Source organism: Providencia sp. 6390 (genome assembly GCF_058148425.1).
This window is the reverse complement of the sequence record NZ_JBYVYL010000004.1, coordinates 55,565-72,027: the sequence shown is the minus strand read 5'-3', so window position 1 is coordinate 72,027 and position 16,463 is coordinate 55,565. Positions and strand designations below refer to the sequence as shown.

14 protein-coding genes and 1 pseudogene are annotated in these 16,463 nt (G+C 41.1%); 10 read left to right on the top strand and 5 right to left on the bottom strand.

The window, feature by feature from the left end:
• Positions 1 to 177: 177 nt before the first annotated feature.
• Positions 178 to 249: pseudogene (locus AC3Z9T_RS09760) on the top strand (RNA-guided endonuclease InsQ/TnpB family protein); the annotation flags it as partial.
• 517 nt (positions 250 to 766) lie between these two features.
• Positions 767 to 1,798 (top strand): tetratricopeptide repeat protein, encoded by a 1,032-nt coding sequence (locus tag AC3Z9T_RS09755; protein WP_490125983.1) that lies wholly within the window; start codon positions 767 to 769, stop codon positions 1,796 to 1,798.
• 40 nt (positions 1,799 to 1,838) lie between these two features.
• Here the strand turns inward: AC3Z9T_RS09755 and dpiA are convergent, their stop codons facing one another.
• Complete coding sequence (gene dpiA / locus AC3Z9T_RS09750; RefSeq protein ID WP_490125982.1) at positions 1,839 to 2,522, bottom strand: two-component response regulator DpiA; 684 nt, start codon at positions 2,520 to 2,522, stop codon at positions 1,839 to 1,841.
• On the bottom strand, positions 2,515 to 4,152 hold the full coding sequence (dpiB, locus tag AC3Z9T_RS09745) for a sensor histidine kinase DpiB (RefSeq protein WP_490125981.1): 1,638 nt from the start codon (positions 4,150 to 4,152) through the stop codon (positions 2,515 to 2,517). Before dpiB ends, dpiA begins: the two co-directional genes overlap by 8 nt.
• Before the next feature lie 369 nt (positions 4,153 to 4,521).
• On the opposite strand from dpiB, the gene citC reads away from it, so the two are divergent.
• The 8 genes from citC (at position 4,522) to AC3Z9T_RS09705 (ending at position 12,615) form a co-directional block, all read left to right on the top strand.
• Positions 4,522 to 5,598 carry a [citrate (pro-3S)-lyase] ligase gene (citC, locus tag AC3Z9T_RS09740; RefSeq protein WP_490125980.1) on the top strand — a complete coding sequence of 359 codons (1,077 nt, stop codon included), beginning with the start codon at positions 4,522 to 4,524 and terminating at the stop codon, positions 5,596 to 5,598.
• Positions 5,595 to 5,891: a citrate lyase acyl carrier protein gene (citD, locus tag AC3Z9T_RS09735; RefSeq protein ID WP_490125979.1), complete on the top strand. Its 297-nt coding sequence runs from the start codon at positions 5,595 to 5,597 to the stop codon at positions 5,889 to 5,891. The genes citC and citD overlap by 4 nt, the downstream gene beginning before the upstream one ends.
• Positions 5,891 to 6,787 carry a citrate (pro-3S)-lyase subunit beta gene (gene citE, locus AC3Z9T_RS09730; RefSeq protein WP_070926190.1) on the top strand — a complete coding sequence of 299 codons (897 nt, stop codon included), beginning with the start codon at positions 5,891 to 5,893 and terminating at the stop codon, positions 6,785 to 6,787. Before citD ends, citE begins: the two co-directional genes overlap by 1 nt.
• Before the next feature lie 61 nt (positions 6,788 to 6,848).
• The gene (gene citF / locus AC3Z9T_RS09725) at positions 6,849 to 8,324 is read left to right on the top strand and encodes a citrate lyase subunit alpha (RefSeq protein ID WP_490126266.1); all 1,476 of its coding nucleotides are present in this window, start codon (positions 6,849 to 6,851) and stop codon (positions 8,322 to 8,324) included.
• A 4-nt stretch (positions 8,325 to 8,328) separates the two neighbouring features.
• A complete protein-coding gene (citX, locus tag AC3Z9T_RS09720; RefSeq protein WP_490125978.1) occupies positions 8,329 to 8,874 on the top strand; it encodes a citrate lyase holo-[acyl-carrier protein] synthase in 546 nt (181 codons plus the stop codon).
• Positions 8,855 to 9,769 (top strand): triphosphoribosyl-dephospho-CoA synthase CitG, encoded by a 915-nt coding sequence (citG, locus tag AC3Z9T_RS09715; RefSeq protein ID WP_490125977.1) that lies wholly within the window; start codon positions 8,855 to 8,857, stop codon positions 9,767 to 9,769. The genes citX and citG overlap by 20 nt, the downstream gene beginning before the upstream one ends.
• A gap of 206 nt (positions 9,770 to 9,975) precedes the next feature.
• Complete coding sequence (locus tag AC3Z9T_RS09710; protein WP_490125976.1) at positions 9,976 to 11,409, top strand: anion permease; 1,434 nt, start codon at positions 9,976 to 9,978, stop codon at positions 11,407 to 11,409.
• A 150-nt stretch (positions 11,410 to 11,559) separates the two neighbouring features.
• Positions 11,560 to 12,615, top strand: a complete 1,056-nt coding sequence (locus AC3Z9T_RS09705; protein WP_490125975.1) for a 4-oxalomesaconate tautomerase — start codon at positions 11,560 to 11,562, stop codon at positions 12,613 to 12,615.
• A 116-nt stretch (positions 12,616 to 12,731) separates the two neighbouring features.
• Here the strand turns inward: AC3Z9T_RS09705 and AC3Z9T_RS09700 are convergent, their stop codons facing one another.
• From AC3Z9T_RS09700 to AC3Z9T_RS09690, 3 genes are all read right to left on the bottom strand, one after another.
• The gene (locus tag AC3Z9T_RS09700; protein WP_490125974.1) at positions 12,732 to 13,853 is read right to left on the bottom strand and encodes an AAA family ATPase; all 1,122 of its coding nucleotides are present in this window, start codon (positions 13,851 to 13,853) and stop codon (positions 12,732 to 12,734) included.
• Positions 13,850 to 14,560 carry an RNA ligase family protein gene (locus tag AC3Z9T_RS09695; RefSeq protein ID WP_490126265.1) on the bottom strand — a complete coding sequence of 237 codons (711 nt, stop codon included), beginning with the start codon at positions 14,558 to 14,560 and terminating at the stop codon, positions 13,850 to 13,852. The genes AC3Z9T_RS09700 and AC3Z9T_RS09695 overlap by 4 nt, the downstream gene beginning before the upstream one ends.
• Positions 14,561 to 14,811: 251 nt before the next feature.
• A complete protein-coding gene (locus AC3Z9T_RS09690) occupies positions 14,812 to 16,128 on the bottom strand; it encodes a CitMHS family transporter (RefSeq protein ID WP_490125973.1) in 1,317 nt (438 codons plus the stop codon).
• Positions 16,129 to 16,463: the final 335 nt, after the last annotated feature.

Below are 16,463 nucleotides of genomic sequence, written 5' to 3'. Positions count from 1 at the left end.
GATAAGGCGAAAAGCCAGAGGGCTTTAAAGAACCATCGTCAAAGCGTTTCTGCGGGACTTTGTTGCACAATGAAATAGACGACCTGCAGACTGACACGGTATCTTTTTCAGATAAACTCCTTCAGGAACCCTACAATGCGCTCAATTCATCATGATAATATACGGATACAGGCATGACAGGCGGCGGGACTCGTCGTCTCTGCCCATGGAGGCCAGCATAAATCCGTGATACAAACGGTAGCGGCCTGAGAAGTGGGAAGCTTCGTCGTTTACGACGAGGAGCAATCACATGGAGTTCATGAATAAATATTCTTGAGATGGGGATAAAACGTTAATTAGCTGAAAAATTATAGACATTATTATCACTGCGATAAGAGGAAATATCAGTGATTGGAGCCCAATTGTACTATCAACAGAGTCGCGCTATTTTAGGTAAAAAAAAAGCCCAGTGGTTAACTGGGCATAATGCATTCTACTCAAGGATCTTCGTTACTTCGACTGAAATTACCATTTCATAGCTGCATTATCGCATTACTTTATGTAAAGAAATGAATATTGAGGGTAAATATATGAATGCTTAGGCAACAAGCAGAATATACTTATTACTGAGACTGTTTTCTTGCAAAAAAAGTTCATTTTTTCACTAAAACTTTACTGTATCCGACTAAATAGCACTTTTTACAAACGCCATTTACTCTTTTCAGCATTGCACCGAGTAATGTAGCAAGTTAACCTATCTTCAGATAGGTTGATAAAAGGAACTTCAGTGAAAAAAACACTGCGCTCATTATTGCTGATTTTTAGTACCCTTGCCCACTACGGCTATGCAGAGCCATCATCAGTTCCTCAAGATGAACAAATTCTGCTTAAACAAGCACAAGAAGGGCAAATGGAAGCACAATTTAACCTAGCAATGCTTTACCAATCAGAAAATAAACTTAGAGAAGCGGCCAAATGGTATCGCTTATCCGCTGAGCAAGGCTTCACAAAAGCACAAATTAACCTCGCGTTGATGTATCAACAAGGCAAAGGTGTCGATAAAAATAACCAACAAATGCTATTTTGGATGAAAAAAGCCGCTGATGCAGGTGACCCATTAGGCCAACTCAACATGGCTGAATACGCATTGGCTGGGGTCGATAAGCTATTACCGAAAAATAAACAGCAAGCGGAAGAGTGGTTAGTCAAAGCTGCGACTCAGCATTTCCAACCCGCTGAATTAATGTTGGCTTATTGGTATGAAAAAGGGATTGCTATTACAGAAGATCCACAAAAAGCCCAGCAAATCTATCTCTCATTAGCTAAGCAAAATCAGCCTCAAGCACTTTATTTACTTGGCTATCAAGCTGCTACAGGTATGTATGATAAAGTTGATTATGCGCTGGCTTACCAATATTTTTCACGTTCGGCTCAGTTAGGTTTTTCTCCTGCACAAAATAGTTTAGGAATGCTGTACTTACATGGGCAGGGCATCACTAGAGATGTGCAATCCGCCATCAAATGGCTCACCTTAGCGTCAGAGCAAGGTGAAATTTCTGCCCAATTTAACCTTGCGTTGATTTATGCACGCGGTGATGGAGTCAACGCCGATCAAATAAAGGCTTGCCATTGGTTTATACGTGCAGCACAACATGGCAGTGCTGATGCACAGTATGCCAGTGGTGCATGTTATCAGTATGGCATGGGAGTGACACAAGATGATCGCAAGGCTTTGTATTGGTACAAACTGGCAGCAGCGCAAGGCAATGAACGAGCAGAGAAAAAAGTGTTGATCTTAGAGAACAACCTTAAAAAATAGCCTATGTTGCCTACTGATTTCCTCAATAGGCAACATTGCTCTATTTCTTCGCTGCACGGTAAATACGTTGTGGCCTCCCGACTTTACCATATTCGATTTCGGCTTCAATTTTGTGCTGTGCTAAGCAATATTCTAAATAACGACGAGCAGTGGTGCGACTCAGTTTAATCGTATCGGCAATCGTCTCTGCGGTATATTCAGCATTAGGCTGTGCAAACAGTGATAACACTTTTTCAAGTGTCAGGGTATCAATACCGGTTGGTAGCTCTTCTTTTGCTTCGCCTCGTGCATAGGTATTAAACATATCATCTATTTGGCTCTGGCTGGTTTTGCTATTCGCTTGCAACACCGATTTGCGCTGAATATAGCGATCTAATGTCTGCCCTAAACGTTCATAAGCAATTGGCTTAACCAAATAATCAAACACGCCTAAGCGGATCGCTTCTGAAACGGTTTCCATATCGCTAGCGGCGGTCGTAAAAACGATATCTGCGTTATTTCTTTCTTGGATCAGCTCATGTACCAGATCGATACCTTTACCATCAGGTAAATAGTTATCAAGTAAGATAAGGTCAGGCTTCATATATTCGACCATTTTTCTCGCTTGTGTGAGGTCGCCCGCCACCCAAACCTTATCGCAAGCAGGATAGGATTTAATATACTCACCGTGCATTTCTGCCAGCAGGAGTTCATCTTCCACAATGAGGATTTTTATCTTAATCATTTTGTATCTTCACTTTCGGAATAAAAATTGAGAATAGAGTACCATGTGGTTGATTATCTTCAATAATAATCACACCATTGCACCGTTTTACATATGAGGCCACAAGATATAGGCCAATCCCGTGCCCATCAACAGATTCCGTTTTTGTTGTCATACCCCTCTCAAGCCATTTTTCTTTCATGTTAGAAGGGAAACCGCATCCCTGATCCGCAACCTCAATCACAAACTCAGCACCTTCATCTGAAAGATACAGTTCAACTTGTTTATTACCGTTGTTATTTTTCAGACTTGCTTCAAACGCATTATCGAGCAGATTCCCCAAAATGGCACAAAATTCAGTACTCGTCAGCAGTTGTGGTAGTGAATTCAATTGGCAGCCTGGTGTGAACTCCAATTGTAGTCCTAATTCCCTCGCTCGATGATATTTACCAAACAGCAATCCAGCCACTTGTTTATCGGAAAATTGCTGACGTAATGCATCAATTAATTGCTGTTGTGATTCTGATTCGCCCTTGATCATCGCCAATGCTTGGTCATATTCTTTCATTTGTAAAAGACCACTCAGCGTTGACATCCAATTAAGATGTTCATGGCGTAATGAGCGCAAATTTTCAACGTATTGGCGTACTTGTGTCAATTGAGAATTTAAGGATTCAATATCATTTTGGCTACGAAAACTAATAACAGCTCCCATGAGATTGTTATCATCCATTAAAGCAATACGGTTAGCAATTACGTTTAAACCATTAAATACGCAAATCACATCATGTTGTGTCACCGCAATATCATGCACAAAAAAAGTCGCTGGTGTAATTAATTCACTGACTGAACGCCCGATTAAGTGATTAGATGGCTCACTTAATGACAGCATTTTGCGTGCATTATGGTTGATATTAATAATACGTCCAGTGCAGTCTACCGCGATAATTCCTTCAAAAACCGCTTCAAAAATTCCTTTTTGCATCACGACCATTTGAGTAATTTGCTCAGGTTCCAAACCTAACATTTGTCGCTGAATTAAGCGGGTAAACGCCCATGATAAAAACAGCAAAATAACTAGAACACCAAAAAATGTTGCGCCGGTTTGTACAAATAACTCGCTACGCGAAGTTTCAATTTTTTGCGTTAAATAGCCAATCGAAACAACACCAATCGCTTTACCTTGCTCATCAAAAATAGGTGTTTTGGCACGGACGGCATTACCTATAGAACCTTCCCCACCAATAAAATAGCTTTCACCTCGTTCTAATGCACCGGGTTTATTCCATTGCATCTTAAACCCAACCTTTTCTTCATTAGGATGGTATAAACGCATCGAATTTTCATCGCCAATCACCACGTAGTCGTAATCAGAGTCTTGGTTAAGTTTATCAGCAATGACTTTTAGCTTTTGAATGTCGCGCGTTTTAACTGATTGAACAATGCTTTCCATTGATGCAATAAGCTTCGCTTGGCTCATTGCTAGTGAACGAATGTTCGCCATTAAACGGTTTTCGGCTGTATCGGTAAAGTATTTACCAAGACCCAGCGTCAAAACCATGGATACCAATAATAAAAGAAGAAAGACTCGAACAGAAAAGGATATCGATTTGTGTTTTCGAAACGGGGAAGGCAAATATTCTTTTTTCATCAGATATCCTATTACCTACTGAAAAGTAAAAAATTTGTTACATTAAAAAACACAGAACACACTGACAATACAGCTAATTGCGTCACTAATAAAGCAAATATTAATAATTAAATACATTAAAACCAAGCGATAAACAACTTATTCGATAATTAAACACATTAAAACCATTAAACAACTACAAACTCCTCTTAGAAACATGAAATAGGTCAAACATATTAATTAAAGAATCTTTAATATTAATATCGAAAAGGATAATTAAATAAAAAACTAGTGATTCATTTATTAAATTAATGTCAAAATTTTTATTTAATTAACTTTAACATTAGTAACAACTTAAAAACATCTCTATATGAGGTGCAGGATACTAATATGTTCGAAAACATAACGTTTCACCATGTAAAACGTCATGAGAACAGAAAACTAGCTGAAATTGCTCAGTTTTTAAAAGAAAATGATTTAGATATTGATTCCAGTATTGACATTTTCATTACCATTACTCGCAATGATAAATTAATTGCTTGTGGCGGTCTGGCTAAAAATGTCATTAAATGTGTCGCTATTAGTGATAGTTTTCGTGGTGAAGGTTTGGCATTAAAACTGGCCACTGAACTGGTCAATCTTGCTTACGAAAATAATACGACTCACTTATTTATTTATACTAAAACGCAAAATGAAAGTTTATTTCAACAATGCGGCTTTCACACTCTTGCCACTGTACCCAATATCATGGTGCTGATGGAAAATAGTTGTTGTTACTTAAAACGCTATATTAATAGTCTCAAAAAACAACGCAAAGATGGTAAAAAAATTGGTGCCATTGTTATGAATGCCAACCCATTTACCCTTGGGCACCGCTATTTAATTGAAAAAGCAGCTAAAGAATGTGATTGGCTACATTTATTTGTCGTTAAAGAAGATACCTCTCGTTTTCCTTATGCCGTTCGATTGGAATTAATTGAAGCCGGAACTCAAGGTATTGAGAATTTAACTATCCATAGAGGTTCCGAATACATTATTTCTCGAGCTACCTTCCCTTGCTATTTCATCAAAGACAAAGCTGTTGTCGATAATTGTTATACCGAAATCGACATTAAAATTTTCCGCCAATATATCGCCCCTGCACTCGGGATCACTCACCGTTTTGTCGGAACAGAGCCTTTTTGCAAAGTCACTAATCAATATAACGAAGACATGCGTTTTTGGTTGGAAACACGCTCACTCAGCTACCCACCGATTGAGCTCGTTGAATTTCCGCGAATGGTCTATGACGGAACGGCAGTTTCTGCCTCACAAGTTCGTAGACTGCTCGCTAAAAAAGATCTGGCGGCGATCAAGCCGATTGTCCCCGAAGCAACCTATCTCTATTTGGAAAATATGTTAGCTTCCCGCTCGTCATCGGCTTCTCACCGCGTCGAAAATTCTGAATTAGTCACAGGTGAACTATGAAAATACTCCACGCAGCCGTTGCCGGCACGCTTGAATCAAGTGATGTCATGGTACGGATAGAACCTTTAGAAGACACTGAAGAGGTCTCGATCCAAATTAGCAGCAGTGTTGAAAAGCAATTTGGCGATGCCATCGAACAAGTCGTGTTTGAGTTAGTCGAGCAATATGATATTCAAGGTGCACAAATTATTGTTGATGATAAAGGTGCTTTAGAGTGTGTACTAAGAGCGCGGCTTGAAGCTCTGCTGGCTAGAGCATGTGATATTACTGCATTGCCATGGGAGGACAAATAATGACGCCAGAAAGAAAAACACGCACTCGCAGAAGTATGCTGTTTGTTCCCGGCTCTAATGCGGCAATGCTCAGTAACTCATTTATCTATAAAGCCGATGCGTTAATGTTCGATCTCGAAGACTCAGTGACTTTACGTGAAAAAGATACAGCTCGTCGCTTAGTTTATCATGCTCTACAACATCCTTTATATCGTGATATTGAAACCGTAGTACGTGTTAATGCACTTGATTCTGCTTTTGGTGTTGCCGATCTCGAAGCCGTAGTGCGCGGGGGGGCCGATATTGTTCGTTTACCTAAAACGGATACCGCGCAAGATGTCATCGATATTGAAAATGAAATCTTACGTATTGAAAAAAGCTGTGGCCGTGAACAAGGTAGTACAGGTTTGTTGGCAGCCATTGAATCACCAATGGGTATTACCCAAGCAGTCAATATTGCTCATTCATCACAAAGACTTATAGGCATCGCATTAGGTGCCGAGGACTATGTCCGCAATTTGCGCACCGAGCGGTCTCCAGACGGCGTTGAACTCCTCTATGCTCGGTGCGCCATTTTACAAGCTGCGCGTTCAGCGGGTATTCAAGCCTTTGATACCGTCTACTCAGATGCAAATAATGAAGAAGGCTTCTTAAAAGAAGCCGCTCATATTAAACAGCTTGGTTTTGATGGCAAATCGTTAATTAACCCTCGTCAAATCGAATTACTTCATAACCTCTATGCTCCCACTCAGAAGGAAGTAGATCACGCACAACGGGTTGTTGATGCGGCGGATGCCGCTGCACAAGAAGGCCGTGGTGTGGTTTCACTCAATGGGAAAATGGTAGATGGCCCAGTGATTGATAGGGCACGGCTTGTGTTATCACGTGCTGCATTATCAGGTATTCGAGAAGAGTGAGGCATTGAAAATGACAAATACAACACAGCGTCAGGCTCGCGTATCAGCCTACTTAGCTCCAATGACTGACCAAACAGCGCGTCAATTTAAAGATATTGGAAAAGTCCAACAGCAAGTACAAAAACCACGTAATCGCAAACTATGTGAAGATCTACAAGTCGCAATCCGCCGTTCAGGCCTAAAAGATGGTATGACCATTTCATTCCATCACGCATTCCGTGGTGGTGATCTCACCGTCAATTTAGTCATGCAAGTCATTGCAGAAATGGGTTTCCGCAACCTGACATTGGCTTCTAGCTCACTCAGCGGCTGCCATTCACCGTTAGTTGAACATATCCGCCATGGTGTAGTCAGTAAAATTTATACCTCGGGTCTTCGTGGACCATTGGCGGAAGCAATTTCTCGTGGTGAATTAGCCGAGCCTGTGCAAATTCACTCACATGGTGGGCGTGCCAATCTTATTCATAGCGGTGAGCTGAAGATTGATGTGGCCTTTATTGGCGTTCCATCTTGCGATGAATATGGCAATGCTAACGGCTATACAGGCGAAGCTTGCTGCGGTTCGTTAGGCTATGCAAAAATTGATGCCGAAACTGCCAAAAAAGTGGTTATGTTGACCGAAGAATTACTGCCCTATCCTCACAATCCTGCCAGTATCAAACAAGATGAAGTAGATTATATTGTTAAAGTTCGACGTGTTGGCGATGCTGATAAAATTGGTGCTGATGCAACACGTATGACATCAAACCCACGTGAATTATTAATTGCCCGAACTGCGGCAGATGTGATTGAAAAATCAGGTTACTTTAAAGAAGGTTTTTCATTGCAGACAGGAACTGGTGGCGCTTCACTCGCCGTTACACGCTTCTTAGAAGACAAGATGCGTCGCCACAATATTTGTGCAGCATTTGCGCTTGGCGGTATCACTTCCACTATCGTTGATTTACATGAAAAAGGGTTTATTCGTAAATTAATTGATGTGCAGAGCTTTGACCGTGCAGCCGCTATGTCATTGGCTCGCAACCCAAATCACATTGAAATCAGCGCCAATCAGTACGCTTGTTTTGATTCAAAAGGCGCATCTGTCGACATGCTTGATGTGGTGGTGTTAAGTGCACTTGAAATTGATACTCGCTTTAACGTTAACGTGTTGACAGGTTCGGATGGCGTGATCCGCGGCGCATCAGGTGGCCACAGTGATACTGCTGTTGCCTCTAAATTGTCAATCATCGTTGCACCTTTAGTTCGTGGTCGCATTCCTACCTTGGTGGATGAAGTGATCACATGTGTTACCCCCGGCTCTAGCGTTGATATTTTAGTGACCGACCATGGTATTGCCATCAATCCTTCCCGCCCTGAGTTAAAGCAACAATTGGAAAGTCAGGGGATCAAAACGGTGTCCATTGATTGGTTACGTGAACGTGCTGAGCTATTGACGGGCAAACCTAATCCGATTGAATTTACAGATAAAGTCGTCGCGGTTGTACGCTATCGTGATGGCTCTGTCATTGATGTCGTGCATCAGGTTAAGGAGTAGCACTATGTTTTACCCACTGCCTGATACAATAGAGCAATCTGAAATTTCTTTACTTGAGCTGCTAAACAGCCGTGACAACCGTCAGGCTCGACAGCAGCAATGGATTGGTCTCCATCAAGTAACCCTGATTTCATTTACTGTCGTTTTTCCTGGACCTGTCAAAGACAATCATCTTGTTAGACAAGTCTTTAATCAGGGGTTAAATGCGCTTAAACAGGTTGCTCAATGCAGGCAGTGGGTACTTTTAGCACAACAATCTTTTGCATTATCAACAGGGCCTGAATGTTTTGTCGCCGTTGATGCCAATGCAGCAGAAGTCAAAACCGTTTTAATTAAAACAGAAGAATTATCCCCTGTTGGTCGCCTGTGGGACTTTGATGTCTTTGATGCCAACGGTCAACAATACTCACGTAGCACACTCAGTCTCCCCCCAAGACGCTGTTTGATTTGCAATAAAGAGGCCAAAATTTGCGCTCGTGAACGTATTCATCCATTGGATGAAATCATCAATAAAATCGAGGTGCTAACAAATGCGTCTATCGATCATTGAGTACCCATCGCAACTAGCACTAGATAGCGTACAGCATTACAGCCAGCTTGCTTGGCAAGCCCTGATGGCTGAAGTCAACTTAACACCAAAACCTGGTTTAGTGGATAAATACAATACTGGCGCTCATAAAGACATGGCATTAACCGATTTCCATTTAAGTGCCAATGCCATTGCACAACACTTCCCTGCTTTCTTACATGCAGGTGCGCAATATAAAGATTTACCTCTTCACCAGCTGCTGAAAATGATCCGCCCCATTGGGATCGCCTGTGAACAATCGATGTTCCAAGCGACCAAAGGGGTAAATACCCATAAAGGCTCAATATTTTCACTTGGATTGATCCTCACCGCAATCGGGCGTTTGTTAGCGCTAAACGAATTTGTGTCTGCCTCCGCTATTAGTGTGACAGTTGCACACATGTGCCAAGGCATTACCGCTGAGCTAAAACAAACAAGTATTCGCCCTACGGCAGGCCAAAAACTATATCAAGCATTTGGTTTAACCGGTGCGAGAGGTGAAGCAGAAAGTGGTTATCAATTAGTCATCAATCTTTCGCTGCCTTATTATTTGAAACAACTTATCGAAGGTAAGCCTCAAGAGCTCGCCCTACTGCAAACACTACTACTATTAATGGCGAATAATGATGATACCAATGTAGCAAATCGTGGTGGTTTACAAGGTTTATCGTGGCTCAAAACTCAAGCGCAAAGCTTGCTTGATCATGGCGGATTAACCCAATCAGCTGATTTAGCTAAAATTCAGCAATTTGATAAAGCATGCATTATTCACAATCTTAGCCCCGGAGGCAGCGCCGACCTACTGATCCTGACGTGGTTTTTAGCACGTTTACCTTATCCAACCGAAAAATTGGTTTCACCAATTAATAATCATTAAATATTAACTCACACAGGAAATAATGATTACCTAAATACCCATTATTGCTTTAACGAATTTATACCGTATTACGAATAACCAAACTAATTAATTAAATATATTCAAGATACAGTTACATAAAAAATACGTTAATTAACAAATTCATAATATTAAAGTTCATTCAATTTAATATTAATTAAATTTAGTATTAATTAAGGAAATGGCCTATGCAAAAAGATAAAATATGGAAGCTATTACTTCTAATAGCCATCCCCATAATCATCTCACTAATACCCACGCCTGAGGGGCTCCCCCATATTGCTTGGCTATTATTTGGTTTGTATTTATCAGCAATTATTGGGTTGGTTTTAAAGCCCTATTCTGAACCCGTCATATTACTTGCCACCATTGCAGCTAGTGCGGCCGTGATTGGTATTACTGGCACTAAAGATGTCAAAGTGGGTGAAGTGTTAAATGGTTACGCTTCAGGTACCACATGGTTAGTTTTTGCCGCGTTTACACTCAGTGCTGCTTTTGTCATAACCGGACTAGGTAAACGGCTTTCATATATATTGATCGGCAAACTTGGTGGTACAACATTAGGTCTTGGTTATGTCACCGCAATTCTTGACTTAATCATTGCTCCAGCAACGCCATCAAACACTGCCCGTGCAGGGGGAATTGTTTTCCCAATTATAAACAGTGTTGCCGTAGCGCTTGGTTCCGATCCGGAAAAAAGTCCACGCAAAGCTGGACATTATCTGCTGGTTAACGTGTATATGGTGACCAAGACCACCAGCTATATGTTCTTAACAGCAATGGCTCCGAATGCGTTAGCGTTGGCCATGATGACTGACATTATGGGGATCCATTTGAGTTGGGGTGGATGGGCGCTCGCTGCCGCTGTTCCTGGCTTAATTATGTTGGTGTTAACACCACTAATTATCTACAAACTTTATCCACCTGAATTGAAAAAAGTTAATAATAAAGAGATTGCGGCAAAAGGTTTAGAAGACTTAGGCCCAATGACAGTGAGAGAAAAATTGCTGGCAATTATCTTTGTATTAGCATTAGCAGGATGGATTTTTGCAGGACAGATTGGTGTCAGCGCTTCTACTGTTGCAATTTGTGTTATGGCATTGACATTAATTCTAGGCGTCGTGACTTGGGATGATGTGCTAAAAAACAAAGGCGGCTGGAACACCTTGATTTGGTACGGCGGTATCATCGGTATGTCTGGCGTACTCACAAAAGCTGGTTTCTTTAAATGGTTAGCAGATGTCATGGGGCAACACCTCTCCTTTGGTGATCAAACCATGCTCGCTTTCTTTGTGATCATGTTTATCAGTGTGGCAATTCGTTACTTGTTTGCTTCTGGTGGAGCTTATGTTGCCGCGATGGTGCCCGTCTTTGCAACGGTAGGTATGGTTGCAGGTGCACCACCAATGCTGTTAGCGCTGGGTTTACTGTTCTCGAATGCGTACGGCGGCAGCTTAACCCATTACGGAGGCGCGGCAGCTCCAATCGTTTTCGGCGCGGGTTACAACGATATTCGTTCATGGTGGATCATTGGTGGTATCGTCGCATTTTTAAGCTTACTCGTTCACATGACCATTGGTTTAGGTTGGTGGGAAATATTAATCAGCTCAGGTTTAATTTAGAAAATAATTGAAATGAAATAAATATGGAACCCAATAAATAATTGGGTTCCTTTTATCATAAATATACTCTAAATAATTCAAGATACAGTCACAACACTACAACTTGAAGTATCACGACTGTAAATACGCAATATTTTGCAGAGGAAGCCTATGAAGAAAATACCTTGCATGTTAATGCGCGGCGGTACATCGAAGGGCGTATTTTTATTAGCTGATGACTTACCTAAAAACATTCAAGAGCGCGATAAATTAATCCTAGCCATTATGGGTTCAGGACATGCTTTACAAATTGATGGGATCGGTGGTGGCAACCCACAAACCAGCAAAGTGGCTATTATTAGCCGCTCCTCCCACCCTGAAGCCGATATTGATTATCTTTTTGCTCAAGTTTCTATCACCGAGCCTATTGTCGATACTGCACCAAATTGTGGTAATATTCTGTGTGCCGTAGGCCCCTATGCCATTGAAAAAGGCTTAATACCCATCACTGGTGATACAACGACCGTACGAATTCGCAATATCAATACTGATACCTTTATTAATGCCACAGTACAAACCCCAAATGAGCAAGTACTCTATGAAGGTGATACCTCGATTGCCAGTGTTCCCGGCCATGCGGCCCCCATTGCACTCACCTTCTTAAATGCATGCGGTACAAAAACCGGTAAGTTGCTGCCAACAGGCCATGCCATTAATATTATTGAGGGTGTTGAAGTCAGCTGTATTGATATGGCGACGCCAGTTGTACTGATTGATGCCCCGCAATTGAATAAAACAGGTTATGAAACCGCCAATGAGCTTGAATCAGATAAAGAATTCATGCAGCGTTTAGAGAGTATTCGTTGCCAAGCAGGGCTAGCAATGGGGTTAGGTGATGTTAGTCAAAAAGTGATCCCAAAACCGATATTGGTTTCCCCCGCCGTTCGTGGGGGTACAATAAATGTACGCTATTTTATGCCACACAAATGTCATGGTGCGTTAGCAGTAACGGGGGCAATTGCTATTGCTACTGGCTCCATTGTTGATGGTACCGTCATCAAACGCTATCTCACCAAACATGTGGATATGCAGCATATTTCCATTGAACATCTCAGCGGTAATTTTGATGTCTCACTGAGTCAGCAAGGTGAGTTCCCTACTGGCTTGCAAGCCTCTATTGTACGAACTGCTAGAAAACTGTTTTCTGGCGATGTGTATGTTCCTTAATCACTTTAGGGCAACCTATGGGATTGCCCTAAAGTATGTTAAAGAAAGGTGTAGTCACCTACCTACAACTTGAAGTATGACGAGTATATGACGCCTATTCATTAGGCGTCATACTGTTAGGATTGAAACTCACCATTGATAACGTAAGAAACTTGGTGTGCCTCATCTGGCGTAGGCAATTCTAATTTACTCGCCATCCGTTCCATAACATTCTCAGGTACGGCATATTTACGTTGGCGGTTTTGCTGTTGCCATTGCTTATATGGTACTTCCAAATAAATCAGATGTATTTTTGCTTGATAGCGAGCAAACAAACTGATCATGCTCTCTCTTAGAGATGCACTAAGTGATGTTGCATTCCAAATAAAATCCGTTTTTGCACGCAATCGTACTTTAGCTTGCTCTTTTGCATGTTGAGCAACCCAACCTTGAGCATTTCTATCAGCTGGACTGATTTTGTGCGCTCTGCGGATCTCATCAAGGCAAATCACCTCTCTATGTGGATAGTGCTGGGCAATAAAATGATCTTTTCCCATCCCCGGCAAGCCACATAACATAATCACTTCACTGCCAAACTCTTCAAATGGTTGATAATCAGGTGTACCACGTTGCTGATGAAAATAGTGAAACCGACCCGCCATCGATGCAAATGCTTTCGGTTGTTCCCAACAATCTTGCTCACGGCAAAACAGCTCAAACAGTTCAATACGTGATAACAGTTCGTCCTGATCATCACAGATACGCCCCAATACATCCGCTTTGGCTAATAAGCAAAGTAATGGCATTCCTACGCGCAATGAAGCTGCAAATAGTGCACGTTCAGGATCAGGTTTTTCCATTATCCATAATGGCAAACCATGAAATCTCACCAATCCAGCTATTTGTTCACGAATAGCAAACGGTGTCTCCACTTCACGAAATAGAATGTGGCGAGCCGATAACTCACCTTTCTTCGCATGACCTGGCGAGCGAATTCGCCCATCTTCTTGACGTGTTGTCGAGCGTTTTTCAACATCATGTAATAATGCAGCCGCCCAAACAATCTGTTGATGTACAGCCGATAGCTGCTGGTATTCAGGTAAACTTTCTAGCGCAGCTAACACCATTTGAGTATGTATTGCGACATCACCTTCCGCATGATGCTGCTTATCTTGTGGAACATCTCGCATATCGCGTACAAAATCAAATTGTGCTTCTAGCTGTGACCATTCACGTTTATCGGTTAATTGCCAACTCATGACTGCCCTCCTTGGTATTCAAAGGCCAATTTTGCTCGCTGCCAATGACGTTTCCAATGAACATCCGTTTTGACATGATTTTTACGCACATATTTGAAAACATGGCACATAAAATCATCAACCAAAAAACGTTGGCTATCACGCGTCACAATGCCTTCCATGCTACAAGGCTGTTGACTATGGGTATCGTAAGCAATAAATTGGCTATCTTGCTCCGCCGCAGTAATTAGCTGTTGAGTATAGGATTGTGGATCAATCTGCCTATCAATACTCAGTGATAATTCAGGCACTGTCGGGAAATCAAATAACGCAGCATAAAATTTGACCTCTTCCCAACTCAACCAATAATCACCTTGTCTGACTGCAAACACATAAAAGTAGTCTTCAATATGTTGATACTCGATCGAATGAACGGCATAAAGGTTTTCACCAAACAGCTCAATATCGCCTAAATCGTTTTTAATTAGCTGCCAGCGCTGGCGGATCTGCTGGCTCCATGCTGATTGCGTTGGTGTGGCATGAGAGCGTGCAAATACCCCATGCTGACTCAAGCAATTATTTTCACCATCGAGTTTTTCAGTATGTACCAGTTGTTCAATGTTCTGGATGTGTGACCACCAATCGCTATTAATGCGATCGTCGCTAGTGGTGCCGGGTGAGAACGGATAGTGATACGTTCTACCATACTTTCTTGATTGCATATTCATCATGCTTTCTCTACAGAAATAGGATAAATAACAAATCTTTTAACAAGATTTGCCTCTGTGTTGTTTGAGAAATCAAGTGCTGGTATTACATAATTTTCCGCGGAACGGCCTCATATTCAGTGTAATAGATTATAACGAATGGATTTTAACTTAGTTGTCAAACTAAAGACTATCAATTTAATCTGAATCTATAAATTGAAAAACCGCAGTTAAATTAAACTGCGGTTTGGAAAACTAAATACGGCTGTGAATTAATACAAGCCTAGCAATGCACCAACACCTAATGTAAAGAAACTAAATAACCAAATCCATCCAAATGAGTAGCGTAAGTGACGCCCCATGTCGATCCCTGCCAGCCCCATTGCTAACCATGCAGCCGGAGAGAATGGGCTAACAAAAGTTCCTGCGTTGTTACCAATTGCCATCGCATAGACTACTGCTGACGGGTCAACACCTGCTGTTTCAGCGATTTGTTGAATTATCGGTAATAATGCAAAGTAATAGGCATCTGTGCTGGTGAAAATATCCATTGGTACACCGAGGATACCCACAAAAATATGAATTTTTGAAACCCACTCGGTTGGTAATATTGCCGTTAAATCCTCAGCAATTGATTTTAACATACCACCGTCAGATAAAATGCCAAGAAAAGCCCCCGCCGCTAATATGATCGCCACCATACCAAGAGCTTGTGGCGCATGTTGAGACAAAACTTTCATTTGATCTTTTGGATTTGGGAAGTTCACCAACAAAGCGATTGATAACGCGATCATAAACACATACGGTGCTGATAATAGGCCAAAAGCTAAGCAAATAATTGATGCAAGAATCAATCCGCCATTAATCCATGGTTTTTTCGGTTTAGTAATTTGTTGCTCAACATCAGCTAATTGCTCATTCGCTGGTAACAAAGAATCCGTTAAATAAGGCGTTGTTCCTTTTTGCGCCGCAACAGCAATACGACGCTTTTCACGTATCCCCATTAAGGCAGCAAAAATAGCGGCTCCCACCATGCCAATAATTTGCACAGGGATCAGACTTTGCCATAACGTTGATGCATCAATACCTGTTACTGCTGACGCACGACCCAAGGGCCCACCCCATGGCACCATATTCATGATCCCCATACTGGTACACATTAATAGCAGCATTAAGTAAGGACTCATACCTAATTGACGATAAAGAGGTAGTAGCGCAGGAATAATAATTAAAAATGTTGCTGCACCTGAGCCATCTAAGTGCACCACACCAGCAATAAGCGTGGTCATAACACAGACAATAATCACATTACCACGGGTCATTTTGACCATCAAACGAATAATCGGGTCAAAAATATGTAAATCTTTCATTAAACTAAAGAATAAAATGGCGAACAAAAACATCGCTGCCACTTTAGATACTTTATTGATACCACTTTCGAAAAAAGTTGAAATTTCAGGTATTGAGTAACCTGCTATTAATGCTCCAATAAAGGGAATACATGACATTGCAATGATTGGGCTAACTTTCCCCATCATCAGTAGGGTTACAATAGAAAGAATGATCAAAATACCAATAATCGTAAGCACATTGAGTTCCTTATTAGAATTATTTTTTCAGGTGAATAGTAAAAACTAAAATATTTATCTAAATATTATTTTTGATTAGATCGATTTGTTTTCTGACCTTATATAAATCAGACTTAATTTGGCAAGTGAGAATGTATATTTTTGCGAGAAAAACACACTTAAATCAGGCACTAAAATCGCTATTTAAAATAAAAACATAGATTAAAACCCTTTAAACTCCATTAAAACCATTAGCGTGAGTTAACACCAATTAGATTTGTGTTTTATTTGTTTAATCACTAAATTAGCGATTATATAAGGATAATTATTTTCAATTATTAAGCTATTTTATCTTT